Genomic DNA, 26210 nt, shown 5'->3' with positions numbered 1-26210 from the left:
CTTCTGGACGAGGTGATCCATGTGCGGAATCGTCGGAGCAAGCGGCCGGAGCAATCAGGTGCCGCAACTGGTCAAGGCGCTGAGCCGGCTCGAATACCGCGGCTACGACTCGTGCGGGATTGCGCTGCAGAACGGCGGCAACCTGCGCAGCGAGCGCACGCTGCGGCGCGTGATGGACCTTCAGGAACGCGTGATGACGCTCGGCCTCGAAGCCGGAACCTGCATCGCCCATACACGCTGGGCCACCCACGGCGCGCCGTCCGAGGCCAACGCGCACCCGATCATGTCGGGCGACTCGATCGCGGTCGTGCACAACGGCATCATCGAGAACCACCAGGCGCTCAGGGCCGAACTGCGGCAGCGCGGCTACGTCTTTCGCGGCGAGACCGATACCGAAGTGATCGCCCACCTGATTCACGGCGAGTATCGCGACGACCTGTTCGACGCCGTCGTGCGCGCGGTCAAGCGCCTGCGCGGCGCGTACGCGGTCGCGGTGCTGAGCGCGCGCGAGCCGCAGCGCCTCGTGGCGGCGCGCGCGGGCTCGCCGCTCGTGATCGGCATCGGCGCGCAGCAGAACTACCTCGCGTCCGACTGCGCGGCGCTCGGCGACCTGACCGACCGCTTCATCTATCTCGAGGACGGCGACGTCGCGTTGCTCACGCCGGAGCACATCCGGATCGTCGACGCGCTCGGGCGCGACGCGATACGCCCGCTGTGCCAGGTCAAGGCGCGCGACAGCGATGCCGGGCTCGGCCCGTTCCAGCACTTCATGCAAAAGGAGATCTTCGAGCAGCCGCAGGCGATCGGCAACACGCTGGCCGGCGTCGACACGATCTCCCCGGCCCTGTTCGGCTCGCGCGACGAAGCGCAGGCGCTGCTGTCGCGCGTGCGGAGCGTGCTGCTGCTCGGCTGCGGCACCAGCTATTACGCGGGGCTCACCGCGAAATACTGGATCGAGAGCATCGCGGGCCTGCCGGCCCAGGTCGAGATCGCCAGCGAATACCGCTACCGGGAATCGGTGGCCGACCCGGGCACGCTCGTCGTCGGCATTTCGCAATCGGGCGAGACCGCCGACACGATCGGCGCGATCGAGCACGCGCGCGGCCTGGGCCAGGACCTGTCGCTGGCGATCTGCAACGTCGCGACGAGCACGATCGCGCGCAACGCGTCGCTGCGCTTCCTGACGCAGGCCGGCATCGAACTGGGCGTCGCGTCGACCAAGGCCTTCACGACGCAGCTCGTCGCGCTGTTCCTGCTGACGGTGACGCTCGCGCAGTTGCGCGGCCGGCTCGACGCGGCGCGCGCGGCAGCCTGCCTGCAGCAGCTGCGCGGGCTGCCGGCGCGCGTCGGCAATGCGCTGGCCCTGGAAACGCAGATCATGGGCTGGGCCGCCGATTTCATGCAGCGCGAGAATGCGCTGTTCCTCGGGCGCGGCATTCATTTCCCGATTGCGATGGAAGGCGCGCTGAAGCTCAAGGAGGTGTCGTACATCCACGCCGAGGGCTACCCGGCGGGCGAGCTGAAGCACGGCCCGCTCGCGCTCGTGACGAGCGCGATGCCGGTCGTCACGATTGCGCCGGACGACGGCCTGTTCCAGAAGCTGAAGTCGAACATGGCCGAAGTGCGCGCGCGCGGCGGGCGGCTCTACGTGCTCGCGGGCAGCCATCTCGAGATCGACGACACCGACGACACGCGCCTGATTCGCCTGCGCGAGCCGGGCGACGTGCTGTCGCCGATCATGCACGTCGTGCCGCTGCAGCTGCTCGCCTATCACGTCGGCTGCGCGCGCGGCGCCGACGTCGACAAGCCGCGCAATCTCGCCAAGTCCGTGACCGTGGAATGACGCCGCTGCGCGCGCGGATCATGGCCGGATCGAAGGCGGATCGGCGCAAAGCGGCGCGGGCCGTCGCAAGCGCGCTGTGCGCCGCCTGCTGTCTCGTGGTCGCGGCGAGCGTGGCCCCGCCGGCCGCGCTCGCGGGCGCGACCGCCAGACACAAGGCCGCGCCCCACCCGTCCGCGCAACGCAAGGACACCGGCGACCCGCGACGCTTCATGCACGGCATCGGCGTGGCCGACGCCGGCAACGGCAAGCGCTGGATCTTCTTCAGCAGCTCGGGCATCCCGCCGCGCGGCGCGCTGGCCAACGGCAACTGGCCGCATGACGTATACGTGGGCGAGTGGTCGCCCGGCAGTGCCCACATCACGCATGTTCGCACGTTCATCAGCCGGCCCGAAGCGCAGGAGCCGGTGTCGGTCGCGCAGAACGATCGCGGCGACCTCTTCGTCACGTTCGAGGACGGCTGGAACGCGCCGCAGGAAGTCAGCCAGCGGTACGGCGTGTATCGACGCGACCTGAAGCCGGTCAAGCCGTATCCGAACGACGTCGAGTCGGGCGGCCACTCGGGGCACGTCGCCGCGGTCGGCGAGCGCTTCGTCGTGTTCTATTCGGCCGACTGGGTCGACGGCGGCGGCGTCGACAACCTGGGCACCGGCGGCGGCGTCTATCTGAAGACCTACGATGCCGCCGGGCGGCTGCTGAACCACGTCCCGGTCGCGCCGCACAGCCGCGAGTGGTGGCCCGTGATCGCGGGCTCGCCGCGCAACGCGCTGCTCGTCTGGCAGAAATTCATCGAAGGCAGCACGGACGCGACGCTCGAATACGCGATGTTCGATCCGGTGACGGCGAAGCTGGACAAGCTCGGGCGGCTGAACGATGCGATCCGGTACTACGTCTACTCGTCGGCCTACGTGCCGGCGATCGATCGCTTCATCGTCGTCACGACGACGGCGGACCAGCGCGGCGTCGCGATGCTGATCGCCCCGGACGGCCGCCGCACGGCGCAGCGCGATTGCCTGCCGGCCACGGTGCGCGAATCCGGCATCGGCGTCGCCGGCCCGAACGCCTATGTGCCGACGCACGACGGACGGCTGCTGACGCTGGCGCTCGCGCCTGCGGAAATCACCGTGCGCGGCGCCCAACGCTCGCCGATTCCGTGGGGCACGACCGGCATCGCCGCGTTCCCGGCCAGCGACACGACCATGCACTTCGTGTCGCTGACGCCGTCGGGCGTGCGGGAAGCCGATTTCGAACAGGGGCGGGAAACGGCGCTTGCCGGGTCGGAAGCGCCATGTTCCGATCGTCGATGACAACGCTTCGCGCGGGCGATCGCAACGCGACGGGCGACCGTGATGTTCGGAAATTTTCGCGTGGGAACGCGTTGAAAAAGCGCACCGAATCGGATCCGAAATGATATAACGTATCATCATCGACGCGCACCTTCCCATTACGGGAAGGCCTCTGACCGGCATGAGCGCGCTGACAGGTCGCGTCGGGCCGAACGCCGAGATGATATAACGTTGCATTTGTCGCGCGCAATGCCCCTTTCGCCTGCAGGCCAATTTGCATCGGCCCGCTCCCCGGGCGGGTGGCAGGCCCGTGGGCGCTCGGGAAAGGCAGCGCGGCGCCGCGCCGGATCGCATCGCGTGGTCGAAATCCGCGTTGGTGCGCACTAGACTATCTCCAACGGGTCGGCGACGTCCGCGCCACCCGGCAGATCGAGGAGATACGCATGAGCACATGCAATGAACCGCATCATGCCCAACATGAGCATCAGCACGGTCCGGGCTGCGGTCATACCGCAATCAGGCATGGCGACCACGTCGATTACCTGCACGATGGCCATCTGCACCATCCGCACGGCGACCATGTCGACGAACACGCGCTCGAAGTCAGCCCAAGGAATCCGGATCAGTGCACGCAGGGCTGCGGCGGCCACGACGCGAGTCACGTCCACGGGCCGGGATGCGGGCACGAAGCGGTACCGCATGGCGACCATGTCGATTATCTGGTCGACGGCCGCCTCCATCACCCGCATGGCGATCATTGCGACGACCACGGGCCGGTGGAAGTGGCCTGACCGCGCGATTCGACCTGGCGGCGCCCGGCCGCCTCGGCTCGATCAGCGGCCCGCTTCCTGCGCGCTTTGCAGCACCGCGCGCAGCAGCACGTCGGCGCCCGCCGCCGCCCACTCTGGCGTGATCGCCTCGGCCTCGTTGTGGCTCAGCCCATCGACGCACGGCACGAAGATCATCCCGGTCGGCGCGACGCGCGCGATATAGCACGCGTCATGGCCCGCACCGGACACGATGTCCATGTGCGGCAGCCCGAGCGCGTCGGCCGCGTCGCGCACCGCGCCGATGCAGGCCGGCGCGAACGGCACCGGCGGATACCTGAAGATCTGCTCGATCTGCGCGCCGAGGCCGGCCTCGCCCGCCACGCGCGCGAGTTCCGCGCGCAGCGCGGCGTCCAGCGCGTCGAGCACCGCGTCGTCCGGATGCCGGAATTCGACCGTGAAGAAGCACCCGCCCGGCACCGTGTTGCGCGAGTTCGGGCGCGCGTCGATCATCCCGACCGTCGCGCGCGCATGCGGCGCATGACGGCGGCCCAGCGCGTCGACGCATGCGATCATCCGCGCGGCGCCGACCAGCGCGTCGCGGCGGAATTCCATCGGCGTCGTGCCCGCGTGCGCATCGACGCCGATCGTCTTGCCCGCGCGCTCGAGAATCGCGCCCTGCTCGATATGCAGCTCGTAGGCGGCGTGCACCGGATAGCCGCCGACCGGCTCGCTGCCCGCATAGCCGATCCGCGCGAGCTCCTCGCCGATCGTCTTGCCCGCCGCGTCGGCCGAGCTCGACATCACGCCGTCCGCGGTCAGCCACCAGTTGCATCTGCTCGACGCGTTCATCCAGACGCCGCTGACCGTGCGCGACGGGCGCCTGCTCGCGCTCACCGACGAAGGCCGCGACTACTACCGGTCGATCAGCGCCGCGTTCTCGGTGCTGCGCAGCGCGACGCGCTTCGTGCGCGACCGCTCGTCGCTGGGCAGATCACGATCAGCCTGATCCCGCTGTTCGGCATCGGCTGGTTCATCCCGCGCCTGCATGCGTTCCTCGCGGAGAACACCGACGTCGACGTGACCGTGCTGTATGCGCACCACCGCAACTACCGAAGCGATGCGTCGGACCTGTCGATCCGCTTCGGCACCGGCGACTGGCCCGGCTATCGCTGCGAGCGGCTGCTGCCGGGCGCGATGACGCCGATGTGCAGCGCGTCGTTCCTCGAGCGTCACGGGCCGTTCCGCACCCCGGCCGATCTCGCGCACGCGCCGCTCGTGCACGACGAGGATCGCAGCGCGTGGGTCAACTGGCTGCAGGGCGCGGGCGTGCGGCACGTGTCGCACGCGGTCGGCCCGATGTTCGAGGACGGCCAGCTCACGCTGAGCGCGGCGCGCGCGGATCTCGGCGTCGCGCTGCTGCGCGCGCCGCTCGTCGAGCGCGAGCTGGCGAGCGGCGAACTCGTGCGGCTGTTCGATCACGTGCTCGACGACGGGCGCGACTACTACCTGTGCACCCGGGAGGACACGGACTTGCCGGACGGCGCCGGGCGGCTCGCGGCGTGGCTGAGGCACATGGCGGCGGCGTGATGCCGGGCGCCCTTGGCATCGTCTACATCGCCCTGCCCCAGCCTCGTTCGACTGCATAGGCGAGCGTGGCGCGCGCCGTGGCGTCGCTGCCGACCAGCCCGCGGGATACATCTCACCCGACCGGTTGCCCGGCGCGTGTCGGCCGAAATGCACAATCGCGCCATGCCGACACCCGAAGAAAAAGCGGCGTTCAGCGAACGCCTGAAATTCGCATTGCAACGCGGCCCGCATAAAGTCGCGGGCGCGACGGATCTGGCGCGGCACTTCAATCTCCGTCACCATGGCGCGCATCCGGTGTCGACGCAGACAGTGCACAAATGGCTGACCGGGCGCACGATCCCGACGCCGGACAAACTACGCACGCTCGCGACGTGGCTGCGCGTCGACCTGCACTGGCTGCGCTACGGCCCGCCGCCGAGCGCCGCGTCGTGCATGACGCCGCCGCCGCTGCCGCGCGACGAGCGCTATCCGCCGACGCGCGAGACGATCGAGCTGGCGTCGAAGATCGAGACGCTGTCGGCGCACCACCGCTACCTGCTCGAGGAGCTGATCGAGCAGTTCTACGGCGACGCGCCGACGCGCTGAATGCGACAATCCGCCGCGCCCTTCGCCTCTCCTGCGCGAACCGGCGCAGGCAGATAGAAATTCACGATCCCGCGGATTGAAACAAGCAATTTCACAAACTCAGGGTGAACCCGGATACTGGCGACTCGTTAATTCAACACCGCAACGAGCAAGGAAAACCAGATGCCGATCATCAACACCCAAATCAAGCCGTTCAAGGCAACCGCTTACCACAACGGCGATTTCGTGCCCGTCTCCGACGAGAATTTCAAGGGCAAGTGGTCCGTCGTCGTGTTCTACCCGGCCGACTTCACGTTCGTCTGCCCGACCGAGCTGGGCGACCTCGCCGACCGCTACGCGGAATTCCAGAAGCTGGGTGTCGAAATCTACGCGGTGTCGACCGACACGCACTTCACGCACAAGGCCTGGCACGACACGTCGGACACGATCGGCAAGATCAAGTACCCGATGATCGGCGACCCGACGCTCACGCTGTCGCGCAACTTCGACGTGCTGATCGAGGAAGAAGGGATGGCGCTGCGCGGCACGTTCGTGATCAACCCGGAAGGCGAGATCAAGCTGTGCGAGATCCACGACAACGGCATCGGCCGCGATGCGGGCGAACTGCTGCGCAAGGTGCAGGCCGCGCAATACATCGCCGCGCACCCGGGGGAAGTGTGCCCGGCCAAGTGGACCCCGGGCGCCGAGACGCTGACGCCGTCGCTCGACCTGATCGGCAAGATCTGACGCCACGCCCCGCGCGCCTCATGCGAGGCGCGCAACGGCCGGCCGCCGCATCGTGCGGCCCGCCCTCCCCTCCGGCACGACGTGCCCGACCAGAATCATCAATACGGAATCCGAAACGCCATGCTCGACGCCAATCTCAAGAACCAACTCAAAGCGTACCTGGAAAAGATCACGCGCCCGATCGAGCTCGTCGCGTCGCTCGACGATAGCGCCAAGTCGCAGGAACTGCTCGCGCTGCTCAACGAGATTGCGTCGCTGACGACGCGTGTGACGGTGGTCGAACGCCGCGGCGACGCCGAGCGCAAGCCGTCGTTCTCGATCGGCGAACCGGGCAAGCCCGCCGGCATCCGCTTCGCCGGGATTCCGATGGGCCATGAATTCACGTCGCTCGTGCTTGCGCTGCTGCAGACGGGCGGCCACCCGGTCAAGCTCGACGACGACGTGATCGAGCAGATCCGCGCGCTCGACGGCGACTACGCGTTCGAGACGTATTTCTCGCTGTCGTGCCAGAACTGCCCGGAAGTCGTGCAGGCGCTGAACGTGATGTCGCTGATCAACCCGCGCATCCGTCACGTCGCGATCGACGGCGCGCTGTTCCAGAACGAAGTCGAGGCGCGCCAGATCATGGCGGTGCCGACGATGTTCCTGAACGGCGCATCGTTCGGCCAGGGCCGCAGCAGCGTGAAGGAAATCCTCGCGAAGCTCGACACCGGCGCGAGCGCCCGCGCCGCGAAGGCGCTCGAGACCAAGCCGGTGTTCGACACGCTGATCGTCGGCGGCGGCCCGGCGGGTGCGGCGGCCGCGATCTACTCGGCGCGCAAGGGCATCGCGACCGGCGTCGTCGCCGAGCGCTTCGGCGGCCAGGTGCTCGACACGATGGCGATCGAGAACTTCGTGTCGGTGCAGGAAACCGAAGGGCCGAAGTTCGCGACCGCGCTCGAACAGCACGTGAAGCAGTACGACGTCGACGTGATGGACGTGCAGCGCGCGGATGCGCTGATTCCCGGCGCCGTCCACCAGATCCGCCTCGCGAACGGCGCGGTGCTGAAGGCGAAGACGATCGTCCTCGCGACCGGCGCGCGCTGGCGCGAAATCAACGTGCCCGGCGAGCGCGAATACCGCAACCGCGGCGTCGCGTACTGCCCGCACTGCGACGGCCCGCTGTTCAAGGGCAAGCGCGTCGCGGTGGTCGGCGGCGGCAACTCGGGCGTCGAGGCCGCGATCGATCTCGCGGGCATCGTGAAGGCGGTCACGCTGATCGAATACGGCGCGCAACTGCGCGCGGACGAAGTACTGCAGCGCAAGCTGCGCAGCCTGCCGAACGTGACGATCGTCACGCAGGCGCAGACGACGGAACTGACCGGCGACGGCAGCAAGCTCGACGGCCTCGTCTACAAGGACCTGCGCAGCGGCGACGTGAAGCGCATCGATCTCGAAGGCGTGTTCGTGCAGATCGGCCTCGTGCCGAACACCGAATGGCTGAAGGGTACGGTCGAGCTGTCGAAGCACGGCGAGATCGTCGTCGATGCGCGCGGCGCGACGTCGGTGCCCGGCGTGTTCGCGGCCGGCGACGTGACGACGGCGCCGTTCAAGCAGATCGTGATCGCGGTCGGCGAAGGCGCGAAGGCATCGCTCGCCGCGTTCGACCACCTGATCCGGCAGGACGTCGCGGCCGTCGACGCGAAGCCGGCCGTCGAGGAGGCGGTCGCCGCGTAATACCCGTCATACCCAAGGTTGTCTCTCTTGGCCCCGCATGCTCTGGTCAGCGTGCGGGGTCTTTTTTTGTGCTGCCCGGATTGGCGGAACCGGCGTGCATTTACACACGCCGCCCGGATCACTGGGGTGCGACCGGATTGTCCTTTGGCGGGGGAGAAGATGGCTTGAAACTGCTCGATTCCCTGACGAGCCGCTCGGTCATCGCAGCGGCGACTGCGTTCGAACCCGTGGACGAGCCGTGCCGATCCGTGCCTGCGCCCGCACCCGCCGGAAGTTGCGGCGGTGGCAACGACGGATCGAGCTTCGCCGATTCCCTGACCAGCGCGGCGGTCTCGGGCGTCTCGGAAGTTTTGGCGGGATTCGTCATGGCGTGACGCGCCAAGCCGTCGCGCTGACGCGACGCGTGTTGCGCCGGATTCGCGGGCGAAGCGGCCGACTTCTGCGCATCGACCGACGCGACAGCGGCGGACGGCGGCTCGCTCGGCTGGACCGGCGGTTGAGGTTTCTCGCTGACGCTCGGAACTGCCTGCCCCTGTACGAGCGTCGCGCTCACGCGCGCAGGCGGCTGCTCGGGTGGTTGCGCAGGCGGCGGCTTCTGCAGAAGGCTCACGGGTGCCGGCGGTGGCGGCGGCACGGCGCTCACGGGTGGCGGCGGCGGCACCGCGCTCACGGTGACCGGCGGCTGTTGCGGTGCCGCGTCGGCATGCGTCGCGGTTGCGGCGGCGGACGCCGGTTGCCCAATGCTGCCCTGCACCGCGTGATCGTCGCCCGCTCGGGGTTCGGTCACTTGCGCTGGTGCGGCCGGCGCGGCCTCGCCGAAGCCGGCTTCCGCTATCGCACGGTGGTCCGCCCTGAGGAGCATCAGGTACGACACGCTCGTCGCGACCACCAGCAGCCCCCCGGCGATCATCACTTTCCTACGGGTATTCGTCATGCTTCGCTCACCGGTCGTCCAATCGAAGTGAACGATCGATGATAAACGACCGCCGGCGCGTCATATCCGACGAATACATTTGGTTGCATCGATGCCGACCCCACGCTCCCATGGGGTCGGTGCCGGATATCGCGCCGGGGCCGCTCACTCCGGAAACGGCAATTCCGTCTGCCCTTCCGCGCGCATGCCGAACGTATTGAGCGTCATCGCGACGAGCGCGTAATAGCCGAGCAGCGCAACGAGATTGACGACCACCTCGTGGCCGAAGCGCTCCTCCGCGCGCGCGAACGTCGCGTCGCTGACGCGCCGCGCATCGTACAGCTCGTTCGCAAATGCGTAGATCAGCGCATCGTCGTCCGACTCGAACACCGGTTCGACGCCGTCGCGGATCGCTTCGGCGGTCGCGGCCGGCAGGCCCGCATCGAGCGCGATCGGATGATGAATGTGCCATTCCGCCTGCGAGCGCCAGCGCGCGGCGGTGACGAGAATCGCGAGCTCCGACAGGCGCAGCGGCAAGCCGGTGCGATACCGGCAGAACGCGCCGAGCCGCTGCGCGTGCTGCGCAAGCTCGGGGCTCGCGATCCAGCCGAGGAACGGGCCGTTCAGGTTGCCGCGCGGGCCGCTGAGAATCTCGGCCAGCACCGCCTTCTGCGCATCGGTCGCGGATGCGGGGTCGAATGGGGGAAGTCTCGAAGTCATCAGGTTTCCGTTCACCGAATTTGTCATGCGCCGACCGCCGCCACCGCGGCGTCGATCGCGCCCGCCAGGCGCTCGACGATCGTGTCGATCTGCTGCGCGGTGCAGATGAACGGCGGCGCGAGCAGCACATGGTCGCCCTGGCGTCCGTCGATCGTACCGCCCATCGGATACACCATCAAACCGCGCTGCATCGCCTCGCGCTTGATCACCGCGTTCAGCTTCAGCGCCGGATCGAACGCCGCCTTGCTCGCGCGATCGCGCACGAATTCGACGCCGACGAACAGCCCGCGCCCACGCACGTCGCCGACATGAGGATGCTGCGCATAACGCTCGCGCAACAACGCACGCAGTTGTTCGCCGCGCGCCTTCACGTTGTCGAGCAGGCGCTCTTCCGCGATCACGCGCTGCACTTCGAGCGCCGCCGCGCAAGCGGTCGCATGGCCGATATACGTATGGCCGTGCTGGAAGAAGCCCGACCCGCCGACGATCGTCCGGTAGATCTCGTCGCTGACGAGCGTCGCGCCGATCGGCTGGTAGCCCGCGCCGAGCCCCTTCGCGATCGTCAGCAGGTCCGGCGCGACGCCGTCTTCGTCGCATGCGAACAGGTAGCCGGTGCGTCCCATCCCCGACATGATCTCGTCGAGAATCAGCAGCACGCCGTACTTGTCGCATACCGCGCGAATCTTCTTCAGGTACGTGCGCACCGGCGGCACCGCGCCGGCCGTCGCGCCGACCACCGTCTCCGCGACGAACGCGGCAACGCTGTCCGCGCCGAGTTCGAGAATCTTCTGTTCGAGTTCGTCGGCAAGACGCTGCGCGAACGCCTCTTCGGTTTCGTCCGCGCGCTGCTCGCGATATGAGTAGCACGGGCTCACGTGATGCGCTTCGATCAGGATCGGCAGAAACGGCTCGCGCCGCCATGCGTTGCCGCCGATCGCGAGCGCGCCGAGCGTGTTGCCGTGATAGCTCTGCCGGCGCGCGACGAAGTGACGCCGCTGCGGCTCGCCCTTCTCGACGAAATACTGGCGCGCGAGCTTGAGCGCCGCCTCGATCGCCTCCGAGCCGCCCGACACGAAATACACATGGTCGAGCCCCGCCGGCGCGGCATCGACGAGCCGGTCGGCCAGCGCCTCGGCGACGTCGGTGGTGAAGAACGACGTGTGCGCGTACGGCAGTTGCTGCACCTGGCGCTTGATCGCGTCGATCACGCGCTGGTTGCTGTGCCCAAGGCACGACACCGCGGCGCCGCCGCATGCGTCGATGTAGCGCTTGCCGGTCGAGTCGATGATCTCGATGCCGTCGCCGGCGACGGCGACCGGGAGTGTCGCGCGCGGCGCGCGATGAAAAACGGTTGTCATGCGTTGCCTCTTGGTTCAGGACGCGTCTGTCGCGCGCCTGTCCGGCACGATGCGCGTCGCGAAACGCTGCGTGCCGTGTTGATGAATCGTGATGTCGATGCCCGCTGCGTCGATCGCGAACACCGCGGTCGCCAGCGTGTTCTCGTCGTCGGGATCGGCCGGGTCGTCGCGGTAGATCGGCAGGCCGTCGGGCGCACGATCGCCGAGCACGCGCAGCAGTGCATCTTCGCCGATCGCGTCGATGCCGGGCGCCAACGCATCGACCCGCCGCTGACGATCCGCCGACGATTGCGTGACGATCTGCCCTTCCCGTTCGCAGCCCGGATGCACCAGATGATTCGCGTGGCCCGACAGCCGCGCAACGTCGACGACCGAGCAGCGCGCGACGCTCGCCTCGATGCTCAGCAGCCGCGCGTCGTTCGTCGTGCCGAGCGTGTGATGAAAGCCGCTCGCCCGCGCATGCGTGCGCAGCACGTCGACTGCCGCGTCGAGCGACGTCGCATCGAGCACCGCGCGCGCGAGAATCATGCGCGGCACGCCGGCGGCCGGCGTCTCGATGCGCAGATTGTTGATCGCCTGCACGAGGCCCGCGCGATTCGCCGCGAACGTGTGGCCCGGCAGCGAGCCCGGGTAATAGAAGCTGACGAAACCGGGCTTGGCCGCAGGTTGCACGTCGACGAGCAGGCAGCGCTCGCGCAGGAACGGGTCGCCGTCCTCGTTGTGCGCGATCCAGCGCGTGCCGTCCGCGCCGCGCGCGGCGAGCGTCGTGCAGCCGTCCGGCGCGTTGTGGATCAGCTCGCCGCGACAATTCCACAGAAAGACGTCTTCCGCCGGCCAGCCGACGCCGGCCGCCATCCCGTCGAGCTCCGCGACGAGATCGGGGTACGCGGCGAGCGCCGCCTGCCGCAACGCGTGCACGAACGGATGGCCGCGCCAGCGGCTGACCGCCTGCCACGCACTGCTCTGCTGCATGTACGCGTCGAACACCGGCCGCGCGAGTTCGCCGAGACGCACGCCGATGTCGAACGGCGCGCCGGCGATGACGGGAGAAAGGGAAAGCTGCATGTCGGACGTCGGGGTCGTGCTCAGGACACGTGTTTCAGGAATTCCTTCAGGCGCGGCGTCGGCGGCCGGTCGATCAGGTCGGCCGGGTGGCCGTCCTCGGCGATGCCGCCCTGATCCATGAACAAGAGGCGCGTGCCGACCCGCTTCGCGAAGCCGATCTCGTGCGTGACGACGATCATCGTCATGCCTTCCGTCGCAAGATCCTGCATCACTTTCAGCACTTCGTGGCGCAGTTCCGGATCGAGCGCGGAGGTGGGCTCGTCGAACAGCATCAGCCGGGGCCGGATCGCGAGCGCGCGCGCGATCGCGACGCGCTGCTGCTGGCCGCCCGACAGCTCGGACGGGTAATGATTCGCGCGCGATTCGAGGCCGACCTTGTCGAGCAGCGCCATCGCCTGGTCGCGCGCGTCGGCGCGCGATGCGCCGCGCACCTGGATCGGCCCGAACATCACGTTCTCGAGCGCGGTCATCTGCGGAAACAGGTTGAACTGCTGGAACACCATCCCGGCCTCGAGCCGGATGTTGCGGATCGTCGCCGCGTGGCCGCGCACGCTCTGGCCGTCGACGAGCAGATCGCCGGACGTGATCTTCTCGAGCGCGTTGATACAGCGCAGCATCGTCGACTTGCCCGAGCCCGACGGGCCGATCACGACCACGACCTCGCCCGCGTCGATCTTCAGGTCGATGTTCTTCAGCACCGGCACGTGGCCGAAGCTCTTCGACACGTTCTGGAATTCGACCATGCTCATAAAATTTTCATCCTCTTCTCGACCACGCGCAGCGTCAGCGTCATCGCGCCGGTCAGCATCAGGTAGATGACCGCGACCGCGGTCCAGATCTCGACGGCCTGGAAATTGCCCGCGATGATCTCCTGCCCCTTGCGCGTCAGTTCGCCGACGCCGATCACGATGAACAGCGACGTGTCCTTCAGGCTCACGATGCACTGGTTGCCGAGCGGCGGAATCAGCCGCCGGAATGCGAGCGGCCCGACCACCTTCAGCAGCACGCGCGGCATCGACAACCCCATCGCGAGCCCTGCTTCCGTCAATCCCTTCGGAATCGACAGCAGCGCGCCGCGCACCACTTCCGCGAGATACGCGCCGGAGTTCACGGTGATCGCGATGATCGCGGCCGTCAGCCCGTCGATGCGGATGTGCGCGAGCAGCGGCAGCGCGAAATACAGGAACATCACCTGCACGACGATCGGCGTGCCGCGGATCAGCTCGATGTACACCTGCGCGAGCACGTTCATTGCCTTCGGCCCGTACGCGCGGAACATGCCTGCGATCATGCCCACGACGAAGCCGCCCAATAACCCGAACAACGCGATGAACACCGTCAGCCGGACCCCGTCCATCAAGTCCGGCAACGCCGCCCAGATCGCTGACCAATCGAAATTCACTTGCCGCTCCCCGTTCGATTCAAGACCGGCGCGGCCGCTCGGCCGCGCCATGATGCACCGTCACGCTCACATCTTCGGCGGCTCGGCGCCGAACCACTTCCTGTAGATCTGCGCGTAGCGGCCGTCGGCCCTGATCTTCACGAGCCCCTCGTTGACCTTCGCGACGAGCGGGCTGCCCTTCGGGAAGCCGATCCCGTACTTGTCGCCGCTGACCGGCTGGCCCGCGACCTTCACCTTGCCCTTGCCTTCGTTGTTCACGAAGAACAGCACGTTCGGCGTGTCGTGCATCGCCGCGTCGACGCGACCGGCCTCGAGCGCAAGGTACGCCTGGTCGATGTTCGGGAACTGGCGGATCTCCTTCGGCTTCAGGTGCGCCTTGATCCAGTCGATCGTCGCGGTGCCCGTCTTCGCGGCGATCACCTTGCCGTTCAGGTCGTCGATCGACTTGATCGTCGTGTTGCCGGTCTGCACCATCGCGGCGAGGCCGCTGTCGTAGTACGGCGCGGAGAAATCGATCGCCTTCTTGCGCTCTTCCTTGATGGTCATGCCCGACAGCGCGACGTCGATGTTCTGCGTCTGCAGCGCCGGGATCAGGCCCGCGAAATCCATCGGCTGGATCGTGTATTTCCAGCCCTGGTCCTTCGCGATCTCCGCCCACAGGTCGAGATCGAAGCCGACGTACTTGTCGCCCTGCTTGAACTCGAAAGGCATGAACGACGTGTCGGTGCCGACGACGAGCGTCTTCGTGTCGGCATGCGCGACGCTCGCGCCGAGCATCGCGACGACCACGGCGGTTTTCAGGAAGGAACGGCGACTCATGGCATTTCTCCGCATTGATTGGCGATGGGCCCGGCACCCCGGCCGGGTAGAACGACGACAGCAAGCCGCACCGCAACATGCGATGTCGAATTACACCTTAGTGCAACATGTGTTGTCAACACCGATACTACGACAACAAAAAAACGCGCAACAGGCGATTGCATCGAGAAAAACCCGGGCATCGGCGCGGGGGCGTCGCCGCGCTTCGCTCAGACGAAACGGCGCGCAAATGAAAACGCCGCCGTGCCCGAAGGCACGGCGGCGTGATGAAACGATCGTTGCGAACGGCCGCCCGGTCGCCCGGACGGCGTGCGGTCACGGCCCGGCGAAGAACAGCCCGACGACGCAGGCCATGCCGGCAAACCACGTCAGCGAGCGCAGCGCGGCCCAGTTCAGCAGGTACAGCAGCGAGTAGACGACGCGGATCACGACGAACGCGATCGCGAGCTGGTCGACGCGATGTGCGTCGGCGCCGGATTGCCACGCGATGACGAGACCGGCCGTGAACAGCGCGAGCGCCTCCCACGCGTTGTGGTGCGCGGCCGCCGCGCGGGCGCGCCAGCCTTCGAGCTTCGCGAGGTATTCGCGCGGCGCGTGGTTGTCGTAGCCCTTCTTCGCCTTCGCGAGAATCGTCAGGGGGAACGGCAGCACCGCCACGATGAACAGGCACAGCTGGGACGTCGTCATCAAAGCCTCCTCCGTGTTTATGATTACATTACTCAATGACAAGATCGCCGAAAGCTTAGCATCGCCCCGCCGCGAGCGCGCACCGGTTTTCTAGACGGGGCGCTCGGCCGGTCATACCGCACCGGAATTTCCACCAAATTGCCGACAAAAACATTAATTCAAACTGGTCAATCCCCAATAACATAGCGTTCATTGCTGGCCTGGCGCCGATCCGCGCCAGACCGACCGACCATCGATCCGAGCCCACGCCATGCCCCGCCCCATCGTCGCCCACATCCGTCCCGCCGCCGTCCGCCGCAACCTCGAATTCATTCGCCGGAGCGTCTCGCCATCGCGCGTGTGGGCGGTCGTCAAGGCCAACGCTTACGGCCACGGCATCGAGCGGATCTATCCGGGGCTCGCGGCAGCGGACGGCATCGCGCTGCTCGACCTCGACGAAGCGGTGCGCGTGCGCGCGCTCGGCTGGGACAAGCCCGTGCTGCTGCTCGAAGGGATTTTCGAGCCGGCCGACGTCGAGCTGGCCGGCCGCCACCGGCTGACGGTCGCGGTCCACTGCGACGCGCAGCTCGACCTGCTGATCGCCGCGAAGCCGCAACGGCCGATCGACATCCAGCTCAAGATGAATTCCGGCATGAACCGGCTCGGCTACCGGCCCGACGCGTTCCGCGCCGCGTGGGAGCGCGCGGCCGGCGCGCCGTCGATCGGCAAGATCACGCTGATGATGCACTTCGCGAACGCCGACGAAGGCGAGATCGACTGGCAGCTCGACCAGTTCGACGCGGCGACGGCCGGCATGCCGGGCGAGCGCTCGGTGTCGAACTCGGCCGCCGTGCTGTGGCATCCGCGCGCGCATCGCGACTGGGTGCGCCCCGGCACGATCCTGTACGGCGCGTCGCCGACCGGCGCCGCGCGCCACATCGCAGATACGCCGCTGATTGCCGCGATGACGCTCACGAGCAAGATCATCGGCGTGCAGACGCTCGCGCCGCAGGAAACCGTCGGCTACGGCCGCCGCTTCACGGCCGACCGGCCGATGCGGATCGGCGTCGTCGCGTGCGGCTATGCGGACGGCTATCCGCGCCACGCGCCGACCGGCACGCCGATCGCGGTGGACGGTGTGCGCACGCGCGTCGTCGGCCGCGTGTCGATGGACATGCTCACCGTCGACCTCACGCCGTGCCCGAACGCGGACATCGGTTCGCACGTCGAGCTGTGGGGCGATCAGGTGAAGGTTGACGACGTCGCCGAGGCGAGCGGCACGATCGGCTACGAGCTGATGTGCGCGGTCGCGCCCCGTGTGCCGATCGTGGTCGAGCCGCTGGGCACGTCTGGCACGTCGGCAGCGCAGGACGAGCCGCTGCGCACCGGCAGCTACGGGCGGTAAATCCGGCGCGCGGCGTCGCCGCGCGTCAGGTCCGCCAGTGCGGCGGCCGCTTCTCCAGGAACGCGTCGATGCCCTCGCCCGCGTCTTCTTCCATCATGTTGCGCGCCATCACGTCGCCCGCGTACGCGTAGGCATCGTCGAGCGGCATCTCGCGCTGCCGGTAAAACATCGCCTTGCCGTAGCGCACGGCGGCCGGGCTTTTCGCGACGATCTCCGCGACCTTGCGCGCGACGGCGGCGTCGAGCGCGTCTTCCGGCACCGCTTCGTTGACGAGGCCCCATGCGGCGGCCGTCGCCGCGTCGACGAAACGCCCGGTGACGAGCATGTCGAACGCGCGCTTCGCCGCGACGCTGCGGCTCAGCGCGACGGCCGGGGTCGAGCAGAACAGGCCGACGTTGATGCCGGACACCGCGAAGCGCGCGGTATCGGCCGCGATCGCGAGATCGCACGCGGCGACGAGCTGGCAGCCCGCGGCCGTCGCGATGCCGTGCACGCGCGCGATCACCGGCACCGGCAACGCGCGCATCGCGAGCATCACGCGGCTGCACTGCGCGAACAGCGCGCGGTAATGGTCGAGGTCGGGCTTGCCGCGCATCTCGCGCAGGTCGTGGCCCGCGCAGAACGCCTTGCCTTCGGCGGCGAGGATCACGCAGCGCACGTGCGGATCGGCCGCGAGCGATTCGAATGCGTCGTGCAGGCTCGCGAGCATCGCTTCGGACAATGCGTTGAATTGCTGCGGACGGTTCAGGCGCAGCGTGACGACGCCGTCGCGGGCTTCGCGCTGCAGGAGGGGTTCCGATGAAGCGGGATTCGAATCCATGATGGTCCCCGGATTGAGAGTGATCGCGGTGCGGTAGCGGATCAATATAGTCCAATCGGGGCGCGGCTGGAGGATGTCGGCGCCCGGGACCGACCGGCCGGTTCACGGTCCGCGCCAGTCGCCGTCGCTTCAGCGCGGCGGATACTCGCCGTCGCGCGCCGACCAGCGAAACGTTTGATGCCACTTGCCGCCGCGCTGGCGCAATTGCAAGTCGCGGAAACCGTCCGTTGATGTCGGCAGCACGTTCAGCGCGTTGCTGCCGTCCGTGATGTCGTGATCGCGCGTGCCGTCAGGATGACAGTCGCCGGCAATGTTCCGATAGAACATCTTCGGCTGCGCGAATACGACGCGCAACGTGTTGCCGTCGATCCGGAACAGGCGAACGACGCCCCGCCGCCCGCATAAGGGATCGACCAGCCTGCACGCACGCCGAACGCGGCATCGCCTGCGCGAAGCTTTTTCGATAAAGTCTTTCGCTGGGCGAACGGCAATCCGCACGCCCTGCAAACAAATCAGTGATAGCCCGGCTGCGAAAGCCAATCGACGAACCACCAAATCAGCGCGGCATCGAGCGCGAGCACACCCGCGGTCACGAAGAACGCCAGGTCCAGAGACACGTCCAGCGACTTGGGCGGCTTGTGTGCGTATTTGTCGTCGGCAGAAATCGGGCAGAGATCCACGATGTGCTGCGGCCAGCGCGGCAGGCGCCGTGTGACGTGCATGATGAACCAGCGCAACAGGCTGCCGGGCACGGTGAGCGGCGCAAGGAAGATCGCCGGACCGAGCATCGGGCCGGCCAGGAACCAGCACAGTTGCGCGCCCATGCGGAACGATTCCCGCTTGTTTTCGATCGGCAGCAGGATTTCCGGCTCGGGCAATGAATCGGGACCTTCTTCCATATAGCGCCGGAAGTATTCCCATTGCCCGCGCATGCCCTCTTCCGTGGGCCACATCACGCCCAGCCGGAAGTAGTCGTAGCTGCCGTCAGGACGTCGTACATATCCGGCCATTACCCCTTGGACGAAATCTCGCTGCAAGGCTCCGCCGCCGATCATCCCGAATGTAATGTCGCGCCAGCGGTAGCTGCTTACCCCACCCTCCCCGTTGTGGCGGAATACGTGGACCATCTGGTTCTTTCGATCCAGGCGAACCGGATAGTGCGTACAGCCAGTAAATGTCATGAATAGGATCCGACTGAACCAGATGAGGAAAGGAAGACAAAAAATAGTCGCCACCGCATTGTAAAATACCGGATCCCTGTTCCAGCCAGAAAATGTATTTAAATAAACAAATGATGAGAATGCCATTGGAACCAACATCACAACCATTGAAATAATCTCAATCGGTCCGACTTTTTGATAGGCCCAATCGACCACATCCATATAGTTTTCGTTGAACGTAATGACACCACCAAGCGTGCACGGCTCGACAGCAGTACGTCGTTTTTTCTCAAGTACAGACTGATTGAATTGCTCACTCGGCGTCCACGCTGGTTCACGCAGATATCGACCCGACATCACGATGCTGTTGTTCCGTACCAGCAGCCAAGCCATCCTGGGTTTCATCCGTTCATCCCTATCAGTGATAGCCCGGCTGCGACAGCCAATCGACGAACCACCAAATCAATGTGGCGTCGAGTGCGAGCACACCCGCGGTCACGAAGAACGCCAGGTCCAGCGACACGTCCAGCGACTTGGGCGGCTTGTGTGCGTATTTGTCGTCGGCAGAAATCGGGCAGAGATCCACGATGTGCTGCGGCCAGCGCGGCAGGCGCCGCGTGACGTGCATGATGAACCAGCGCAGCAGGCTGCCGGGCACCGTGAGCGGCGCAAGGAAGATCGCCGGACCGAGCATCGGGCCGGCCATGAACCAGCACAGTTGCGCGCCCATGCGGAACGATTCCCGCTTGTTTTCGATCGGCAGCAGGATTTCCGGCTCGGGCAATGAATCGGGGCCTTCTTCCATGTAGCGCCGGAAGTATTCCCATTGCCCGCGCATGCCCTCTTCCGTGGGCCACATCACGCCCAGCCGGAAGTAGTCGTAGCTGCCGTCAGGACGCCGTACGTATCCGGCCATTACCCCTTTCACGAAGCTGCGCTGCAAGGCCCCGCCACCGATCATCCCGAACGTAATGTCGCGCCAGCGGTAACTGCTTACCCCGTCTTCCCCGTTGTGGCGGAAAACGTGGACCATCTGATTCCTTCGGTCAAGGCGAACCGGATAGTATGTGCAACCGGTGAATGTGTTGTATAAGATCCGACTGAACCAGATAACACCCGGAAGAAATGCAACAGTAGAAAACGAATTATAGAACAATGCATTCTGATTTGATGGACCGAAAATTGTGTCGACATAGAGATAAGCCAAAAGTCCCGCTTTCAAAAAAAATACAAACACCCAGATAATTTCTGGCGGCCCAACCTTTTGGTAAGCCCAATCAACAACGTCAATATAATTTTCGTTGAACGCTACGACACTGCCGAGCGTGCAAGGTTCAGACATGGACCGTTGCCTTTGATAAAGCCGACTTTTTACGAACTGCTCACTCGGCGTCCACGCCGGCTCGCGCAAATAACGCCCCGACATCACGATACCGTTGTTCCGCACCAGAAGCCATGCAATCCAGGATTTCATCCGTTCAACGCCTTGTTAAAGTTGCCGATTTCTTCAGCCGCATTCTTGTAGTTATTTTCCTTGCCCCACAGGCACTGGCGCACCCAATCCATAGTTGGCGGATCCTTTTCAATCTCGATGATTACACTGGTGACAAGAATGACCATCGTCAACCCAAAGATGACGGGATTGAATTCAGAAAATACCGAACCGAGTCTGAAGATGAGGCTAATATCGCTAAAGATGAAGTTAATTCCGGCAGCGACTGCATAGCCACCGACAATAATTTCAGATACAGCATTAGTTACATACAGTGCGTACATGCCAGTCTGGTCTCGGCTTCTTGCTTCCACGGCGTTTCCAACATCAATTACCCCGAGCATGATCGTCCCAACCCCACCCGCCACCCCTCCCAATCCTTCCCAAATCAAAAACCCCTTTTGCCCCAATCGCGTACCCAGCCACGGACTGAGCATCGGAACCCTTCTGCCCGCCACCGCCCGCGCCCCCACCCGCACCAGATCGAGCAAGCTCCCCGCCCCCGCGCTATACAGCGCAGCGATCTTCAACGTCGCCCGCGTCCCAAGATGCTTCATCGACGCATCCGCACTCGCCGCCTGCGTGAGCCCCACCATCGCCAGCGTCAGCCCGACGCCCGCCAGCACCCCCGGATGCGCGGCCGATTCGATGACCTTGCCGACCGTACCTTCCGCGAACTTCTCGACGCCGATCACCTTGACCGTCTTGCCCAGCGCATCGCCACGCTGCGCGGGCGTGACACGACCGTTCGCCAGACTGGTTTGCGCTTCCTCGTCGAATACCAGGCTCCAGAACCGCACCTTCTCGTCCAGCGGCACGCCTTCGATCTCGAACGTGCGCAGCTGATCGGCAAGCGAGTACTGCAAATGTCCCAGCGAGATACCCCGCCCCGCTTGCGACTTGAGGATCACCTCGAGGATGGTCTGGTACAGATCGCGTCGCGTCGCCGCCACCTCCACTACGCGAATCGAATGGCCACTGCGCATGCCGAGCGTCGCGCGCAGGGCCGTCCCCGACTTTCCGCCTTTGCGCAGGATGTTCGTTGGCAGCACCCCCAGTTCCTGCAGCAGCGCGGGCAACACATCGGAACTCATGACCGTGTTGCGTTTCACGCCGAGCGCACCAATGGCCGCGCCGAGTTCCCTGATCTTGCTGGCGGCAGCCGAATAGACGACGAACAGGTTGATCCAGTCATCCGGATTGCCGAACGGCTCGCCGGAGCCGCTCGACACCTCGTCCACCGCCTGCAGCAGCGGTCGATGATTCAGGTTCAGCGCTCGCCAGAGCGGACTTTTCTCGATCGATTCGTCGAACCAATCGCTATAAACGTTCATGCAGGCGCCCAACCCGCCCGTCCCGCGGATGCACGACAACGTCATGCCCGCGAAGGCGGCGCCGCTGTTGATATCGCGCATGTCGAAATGATGGTCGAGAACGGCACGCAGCTTCGCACTGCGAAGCCATGCGGCATGCGCGATGGCCAGCGGCGTGGTGTACGCCGCATCGTGCCGCGCGGACGCCTTTTCAAAGCGCGCTTCGAAGGCTTCCCGCTGCGTACGATCGAACAGCTTCTCATACGCCCCCCAGCGCTCGGCCCGAGCCGCCTCCAGCTGGGCCTGGGTCACCTTCTCGTCGAGGATCGGTTGAGCCGCCTTGCGGTACTCCGGCACAAGCAGCCCCGTGTTGTACACGCGTTTGCCATCGCCGCCGTCGATCCATTCGACGTTTCGACGCGCCTGTCTTGCTTCGCCATAGACACTGACCTCCGCTTCCCGCTCGACACGCAGCCTGAGCGTCTCCAGGGACGAACTGAGCGCGGACTTGCGATGCCAGGTTTGATCGGGGTGGACCGGATCTTCCGCATCGTTTTGCGAAACGAAGCTGAACCAGCGCTTGTCGATATACGCCGAAATTTCCTGCAGGATCGCAACGGGATCGTCCAGCACGACGATCAGCCCCTTGTCCTTCAGCAATCGCTGCGATTCAGCCTTCAGAATGGTCGCGCGGGGCAACTGGAGCGAACCCTGCCTCGGGGCCGGAAACGGACTCCAGAAAAACAGACGCCGGCTATCCTCGTCGGACATCGCGTAATCGGCGACGACCGCATCGACGTTGGCGACGGCACTGGCATGCGGGGGCGCCTTCGCGGGCTGACCGTCGTTGTACCAGCGCTGAACATCGACGCACCGCATATGCAGCCGGCGAATCCCTTCAGACTCGTTGTCCTTGCGAACCGCAGGCGTCCACCATGCGTCGGAAAAGCCGAACCATACCTTTCCGGCAGTCTTCGGGTCGCGAATGGTGATCAGCGAGGCGCTCGCCACCTTCTGCATGTTCTGTACGCAGCCTTGATGGAAAGGCCTTGCCTCCGGGGGCATGTAACTCTCTACCGGCACCTGCGCCAGCCGCCCCTCCTGATCGACCGCGTAGGCCTCCCACGATTTGCCGACCTCGTAGTAGACGTACACATAGCCGCCTCGCAAACTTCGAACGGTGTAATGCGCGTCGGTGGTCTTGCCCAGCGCAATGGCGGGCGTCGGGTCGCCGACGGAAGACGCCGCCTTCGGTGCGGGCCGGGTGACGGGTGGCTTTCCGGGCCGGGCCATGAACGCCTTCTCCGGTGCGATGCCGTAGCGCGTCAGCAGGATCGGCAAGCCTTCTTTTTCACAATACGGACAGGGTGGAAGAGTCATGGGTGCGCGATGAGGTAATTGAATCAGACGGACGGCGAGGACAGATCCGTAGCGATACGTTGCCAGTACTTGGTGAAATCGCGCGTGGTCTGCAGCGTCGAGAAACGGGCAATGAAGCCGGAGAACCGGCGGGGCACGCCGCCGTCGGAGACGATCGTGCAAGCCGCGTCGCGATTCAGGTACTCGGTGCGTGCGAGCTGCAGCGGATGCGTGAGCACGACACGCACCTCGGTGGGCGCGCCCATCCGCTCAGTCGCGAAAACTGACACCACCGACAGCGCGGCTGCGGAATCGGTGCCGGGCACGTCGAGGAAATACGTCTGACGCCCCGATACATCTCTCAGGTTCGACACGAACCGCTTCGCATCGTCAAACAGGCTGGCCATTGTTGTTCACCCCGTGTCCAGATAGCACTGCTACGCACTGCCGTCATGGGCAGCATCGTTGCTTGCGTGCGATGCATGGATTGAGCGACAAACGATAGCCGCACGCACCCAGACTCGGGAAGCGTGGACTCCTATTATTCGAGCGGATTGTTGTATTTGGTCGAAACGTAACAGTTGTTCACGTATGCCCTGTTTTTGAGATGATTGCCATGCTATACGTCGCTCTCCGCTGATGTCCGGCCATACCCACTACGACGTCCAATGAGCGCAGAATTTCAAAGCGATCAGCACACCAAAATCGCCGTAGTCTCCGATACGCATGCAAGAGCAAATTCGAATGCGATGACTTGCATAGATCCGGATTTTCTCGATTGGTGTCTGGCGGACCTGGACGAACAACTCGGCCGTCAACTTGATGCCATCCTGCACCACCCAGCATTTCAGGCACTCGAATCGACTTGGCGAGGCCTGCAGTTTCTGGTCGATCGCACCGATTTCCGTCAAAACGTCAAAATCGAAGTACTCGACGTTTCAAAGGAAGCACTCCATCAAGACTTCGAAGATGCGCCCGATATCATCCAGAGCGGCTTGTTCAGACTGACCTACGTTGGCGAATACGACATGCCTGGCGGACAGCCCATCGCCGCGATAATTTCGGCGTTTGAATTCGACCATCGCGCGCAGGACATCGCTCTATTGCGCAATATCTCGAAAGTCGCCGCGGCCGCTCACATGCCGTTTATCGGCGCGGCCTCGCCGGCCTTCTTCGACAAACCCACTATGGAGGCGGTCGCAGGCATCCGAGACCTGCCGATCTGGTTCGAGCGGGCCGAATACCTGAAATGGAAGAGCTTCCGTGAAACCGAGGATGCGCGCTACGTCGCGCTGACGATGCCGCGCTTCCTCGCCCGCTTGCCCTACGGACCCGATACGCTGTCCGTGCGCGCGTTCAATTACACCGAGAACGTGCGGGATGCCGGGCGAAGCGCATATCTGTGGACGAGCGCGGCATTCGCCTTCGCGGTCAAGCATGTTGCCGATCTGAACGGCGACGGGCAGGAAGAAATCAGTGTCGACCCAATCGTCGGCATAGCGCACAACCATCATATCGCCTACGGCTTGTCGCACACGCCATTGCTTTACCCACAAGTTGAACGCGTAGTGAAGGTAGATGTTCGACAACAGCGGCGAAATACTTCCGCCCTGAATGGTTCCAACCTCACTCCGCGTCAACCTACCCTCTTCCAGCACACCGGCGTGCAACCATTTCTTGATGAGCCGCACGACCCGCGTGTCCGCCACCCTATGCTCGATGAACCTGATCAGCCGTGCGGAGCGCAGCAACACCCATCCCGTGCCCTGCAAACAATCGGGCCGCGCTGCGGCGGCCCGGCCGCACGCGTCACCCCGCCAGCTTCTTCAACGCCTCGACCACCGCATCGCCCTTGAACGGCTTCACGATCCAGCCCTTCACGCCGGCCGCCTTGCCGCGCTCCTTCATCGCCGGGCTGCTTTCGGTCGTCAGCATCACGACGTTGACCGCCGCGTTGCCGAGCTCGCCGCGAATCTTCTCGACCATCGTCAGGCCGTCCATGTTCGGCATGTTGACGTCGCTGATCACGAGCCGGATGCCGGGCGTCGTCTTCAGCTTCGCGAGCCCGTCCTTGCCGTCGACCGCCGTCGCGACGTCCAGCCCGTGATTGCGCAGGAAGCCCGCGACTTCGTCGCGCACCGTGCCCGAATCGTCAACCACCAGAATCTTTGCCATGCGTCATTCCCCTTTTCTTCTTGCTGAACTTGCCTGAAAACTTCAAAACAATTCGAGTTCGCCCGATTCGACCATCGGCCCGACGTCCTGCACCACTTCGCGGAAATCCTCCGGCGACCAGCTCAGGCTGAACACGAAGCGCTGGTCGATACAGACCGCCTGCCCCGACGCCGGATCGGTCATCCGGTACTTGAAGCAGAGCTGCGGACAATCGCCGCCGAACGAGATGAACTTCTGCTTGTGATTGACGATCAGCGGCACCTGCACCGTATGACGCGCGAGCGCTTCCGCATCGCCGAGGTAGCGGTCCTTGAACGCGCCCCACACGAGATTGGTGAGCTCGCCGAGCGCGCCGTTCACGTCGCGGAAGTCCGGCGCACGGCCGTCGGCGCGCACGCCGCCGAGCATGTCGAGCAGCGGCTGCTCGCTCGTCTGCAGCAGCATGTAGCCGCGGCACCACGCACTTTCGAGGGCGATCAGGCTGAACACCTCGCCGAAGATGATCCGGTCGCGCACGATGCACGGCGTGTCGCGGCTGATCGTCATGCCGGGAAACATGCTGTCGAGCCGCGCCTCGGTGATCTCCGAGATGCCGCGCACGAGTGCGTTCGGATAATCGATGCTGAAGATGTATTCGTCGATCACGCGCCGCAGCGGCGTCATGTCGTCGGCGACGTAGGTCGCGCACGCGACGCGCGCGAGCGCGTCCGGCAGGCCGTCGCGCGACGCCTGCGCGTCGCGGCGCAGGATGATCGGCAGCTCGGGGCGCAGCGCGTCGATCTGCGTCGCGACGATCGCGCTCTCGGCCGACGAGCCGCCGTAATCCTCGGCGAGCAGGATCGCGCCGAGATCGATGTTCGAGCGCAGCACCTTCAGCAGCCGGTTGCGGCGCACCGTGAGGCCGATCAGGTTGTGGTCGTCGCAGAAGCGCTTGATCGCGTCGGCGTGCGCGCGGCTGTCGTCGAGCACGAGCACCTTGCTGACGGGTTTGCCTTCGGTCATGGCGCGGGTTCCTTGGGTTCGGGTTCCGGAA

At 65.5% G+C, this 26210-nt stretch carries 22 protein-coding genes and 5 pseudogenes; 8 read left to right on the top strand and 19 right to left on the bottom strand.

What is annotated here, in order from left to right; genetic code table 11:
* Nucleotides 1-19: 19 nt before the first annotated feature.
* The gene (glmS, locus tag KY49_RS27950) at nt 20-1843 is read left to right on the top strand and encodes a glutamine--fructose-6-phosphate transaminase (isomerizing) (protein ID WP_042587625.1); all 1824 of its coding nucleotides are present in this window, start codon (nt 20-22) and stop codon (nt 1841-1843) included.
* Nucleotides 1840-3147, top strand: a complete 1308-nt coding sequence (locus tag KY49_RS27945) for a hypothetical protein (RefSeq protein ID WP_042587624.1) — start codon at nt 1840-1842, stop codon at nt 3145-3147. The genes glmS and KY49_RS27945 overlap by 4 nt, the downstream gene beginning before the upstream one ends.
* Nucleotides 3148-3509: 362 nt before the next feature.
* Here the strand turns inward: KY49_RS27945 and KY49_RS38295 are convergent, their stop codons facing one another.
* Nucleotides 3510-3884 (bottom strand): hypothetical protein, encoded by a 375-nt coding sequence (locus tag KY49_RS38295; protein ID WP_052495797.1) that lies wholly within the window; start codon nt 3882-3884, stop codon nt 3510-3512.
* A gap of 75 nt (nt 3885-3959) precedes the next feature.
* Nucleotides 3960-4691 (bottom strand): annotated as a pseudogene (locus tag KY49_RS27935) (M20/M25/M40 family metallo-hydrolase); the annotation flags it as partial.
* Here KY49_RS27935 and KY49_RS27930 point away from each other — a divergent pair.
* The 4 genes and pseudogenes from KY49_RS27930 (at nt 4642) to ahpF (ending at nt 8510) form a co-directional block, all read left to right on the top strand.
* Nucleotides 4642-5483, top strand: a pseudogene (locus tag KY49_RS27930) (LysR substrate-binding domain-containing protein). The pseudogenes KY49_RS27935 and KY49_RS27930 overlap by 50 nt on opposite strands.
* A 162-nt stretch (nt 5484-5645) precedes the next feature.
* On the top strand, nt 5646-6068 hold the full coding sequence (locus KY49_RS27925; protein ID WP_042587623.1) for a transcriptional regulator: 423 nt from the start codon (nt 5646-5648) through the stop codon (nt 6066-6068).
* Nucleotides 6069-6230: 162 nt separating this feature from the next.
* Complete coding sequence (gene ahpC, locus KY49_RS27920) at nt 6231-6794, top strand: alkyl hydroperoxide reductase subunit C (RefSeq protein WP_010089952.1); 564 nt, start codon at nt 6231-6233, stop codon at nt 6792-6794.
* Nucleotides 6795-6914: 120 nt separating this feature from the next.
* On the top strand, nt 6915-8510 hold the full coding sequence (gene ahpF / locus KY49_RS27915) for an alkyl hydroperoxide reductase subunit F (RefSeq protein ID WP_042587622.1): 1596 nt from the start codon (nt 6915-6917) through the stop codon (nt 8508-8510).
* Between the two features lie 118 nt (nt 8511-8628).
* Here ahpF and KY49_RS27910 read toward each other — a convergent pair whose 3' ends face one another.
* The 8 genes from KY49_RS27910 to KY49_RS27875 all read right to left on the bottom strand — a co-directional run bounded on the left by KY49_RS27910 (nt 8629) and on the right by KY49_RS27875 (nt 15474).
* Nucleotides 8629-9444 carry a hypothetical protein gene (locus KY49_RS27910; RefSeq protein WP_042587621.1) on the bottom strand — a complete coding sequence of 272 codons (816 nt, stop codon included), beginning with the start codon at nt 9442-9444 and terminating at the stop codon, nt 8629-8631.
* Nucleotides 9445-9588: 144 nt separating this feature from the next.
* Nucleotides 9589-10143: a carboxymuconolactone decarboxylase family protein gene (locus tag KY49_RS27905; protein WP_042588792.1), complete on the bottom strand. Its 555-nt coding sequence runs from the start codon at nt 10141-10143 to the stop codon at nt 9589-9591.
* A 23-nt stretch (nt 10144-10166) separates the two neighbouring features.
* Complete coding sequence (locus tag KY49_RS27900; RefSeq protein WP_042587620.1) at nt 10167-11501, bottom strand: aspartate aminotransferase family protein; 1335 nt, start codon at nt 11499-11501, stop codon at nt 10167-10169.
* A gap of 15 nt (nt 11502-11516) precedes the next feature.
* Nucleotides 11517-12566: a C45 family autoproteolytic acyltransferase/hydolase gene (locus KY49_RS27895; RefSeq protein WP_042587619.1), complete on the bottom strand. Its 1050-nt coding sequence runs from the start codon at nt 12564-12566 to the stop codon at nt 11517-11519.
* 20 nt (nt 12567-12586) lie between these two features.
* Nucleotides 12587-13315, bottom strand: coding sequence for a glutamine ABC transporter ATP-binding protein GlnQ (glnQ, locus tag KY49_RS27890; RefSeq protein WP_042587618.1), 729 nt, complete (start codon nt 13313-13315; stop codon nt 12587-12589).
* Nucleotides 13312-14019, bottom strand: a complete 708-nt coding sequence (gene glnP / locus KY49_RS27885) for a glutamine ABC transporter permease GlnP (RefSeq protein ID WP_175550682.1) — start codon at nt 14017-14019, stop codon at nt 13312-13314. Before glnP ends, glnQ begins: the two co-directional genes overlap by 4 nt.
* A 15-nt stretch (nt 14020-14034) precedes the next feature.
* Nucleotides 14035-14787: a glutamine ABC transporter substrate-binding protein GlnH gene (gene glnH, locus KY49_RS27880; protein WP_010097614.1), complete on the bottom strand. Its 753-nt coding sequence runs from the start codon at nt 14785-14787 to the stop codon at nt 14035-14037.
* 315 nt (nt 14788-15102) lie between these two features.
* Complete coding sequence (locus KY49_RS27875) at nt 15103-15474, bottom strand: MAPEG family protein (protein WP_042587616.1); 372 nt, start codon at nt 15472-15474, stop codon at nt 15103-15105.
* A gap of 250 nt (nt 15475-15724) precedes the next feature.
* Here KY49_RS27875 and alr point away from each other — a divergent pair, with 250 nt between their 5' ends.
* Complete coding sequence (gene alr, locus KY49_RS27870) at nt 15725-16858, top strand: alanine racemase (protein WP_042587615.1); 1134 nt, start codon at nt 15725-15727, stop codon at nt 16856-16858.
* Nucleotides 16859-16883: 25 nt separating this feature from the next.
* On the opposite strand, the gene KY49_RS27865 is transcribed toward alr, so the two are convergent.
* The 6 genes and pseudogenes from KY49_RS27865 to KY49_RS27840 all read right to left on the bottom strand — a co-directional run.
* A complete protein-coding gene (locus KY49_RS27865) occupies nt 16884-17678 on the bottom strand; it encodes an enoyl-CoA hydratase (protein WP_042587614.1) in 795 nt (264 codons plus the stop codon).
* Between the two features lie 129 nt (nt 17679-17807).
* A complete protein-coding gene (locus KY49_RS27860; protein WP_231636498.1) occupies nt 17808-18218 on the bottom strand; it encodes a hypothetical protein in 411 nt (136 codons plus the stop codon).
* Complete coding sequence (locus KY49_RS38815) at nt 18191-19231, bottom strand: DUF6708 domain-containing protein (protein ID WP_231636497.1); 1041 nt, start codon at nt 19229-19231, stop codon at nt 18191-18193. Before KY49_RS38815 ends, KY49_RS27860 begins: the two co-directional genes overlap by 28 nt.
* A gap of 25 nt (nt 19232-19256) precedes the next feature.
* Nucleotides 19257-20312 carry a DUF6708 domain-containing protein gene (locus KY49_RS38810; RefSeq protein ID WP_231636496.1) on the bottom strand — a complete coding sequence of 352 codons (1056 nt, stop codon included), beginning with the start codon at nt 20310-20312 and terminating at the stop codon, nt 19257-19259.
* Nucleotides 20309-22984: a T6SS effector BTH_I2691 family protein gene (locus KY49_RS27845; RefSeq protein WP_042587612.1), complete on the bottom strand. Its 2676-nt coding sequence runs from the start codon at nt 22982-22984 to the stop codon at nt 20309-20311. Before KY49_RS27845 ends, KY49_RS38810 begins: the two co-directional genes overlap by 4 nt.
* A 104-nt stretch (nt 22985-23088) precedes the next feature.
* Nucleotides 23089-23409 (bottom strand): annotated as a pseudogene (locus tag KY49_RS27840) (type VI secretion system tip protein VgrG); the annotation flags it as partial.
* A 261-nt stretch (nt 23410-23670) separates the two neighbouring features.
* On the opposite strand from KY49_RS27840, the pseudogene tssC reads away from it, so the two are divergent.
* A pseudogene (gene tssC, locus KY49_RS36370) lies at nt 23671-24465 on the top strand (type VI secretion system contractile sheath large subunit); the annotation flags it as partial.
* A gap of 81 nt (nt 24466-24546) precedes the next feature.
* On the opposite strand, the pseudogene KY49_RS39350 reads toward tssC, so the two are convergent.
* From KY49_RS39350 to KY49_RS27820, 3 genes and pseudogenes are all read right to left on the bottom strand, one after another.
* Nucleotides 24547-24693, bottom strand: a pseudogene (locus KY49_RS39350) (group II intron reverse transcriptase/maturase); the annotation flags it as partial.
* A gap of 118 nt (nt 24694-24811) precedes the next feature.
* Nucleotides 24812-25177 carry a response regulator gene (locus tag KY49_RS27825; RefSeq protein WP_010097353.1) on the bottom strand — a complete coding sequence of 122 codons (366 nt, stop codon included), beginning with the start codon at nt 25175-25177 and terminating at the stop codon, nt 24812-24814.
* A 42-nt stretch (nt 25178-25219) separates the two neighbouring features.
* A complete protein-coding gene (locus KY49_RS27820) occupies nt 25220-26179 on the bottom strand; it encodes a chemotaxis protein CheX (RefSeq protein ID WP_042587608.1) in 960 nt (319 codons plus the stop codon).
* Between the last annotated feature and the right edge of the window lie 31 nt (nt 26180-26210).

It is taken from the genome of Burkholderia sp. MSHR3999 (assembly GCF_000833595.1).
GTDB classification, from domain to species: Bacteria; Pseudomonadota; Gammaproteobacteria; order Burkholderiales; family Burkholderiaceae; genus Burkholderia; species Burkholderia ubonensis.
Note: the sequence above shows the minus strand (reverse complement) of the source record. Positions and strands in the feature narration are given on the sequence as shown.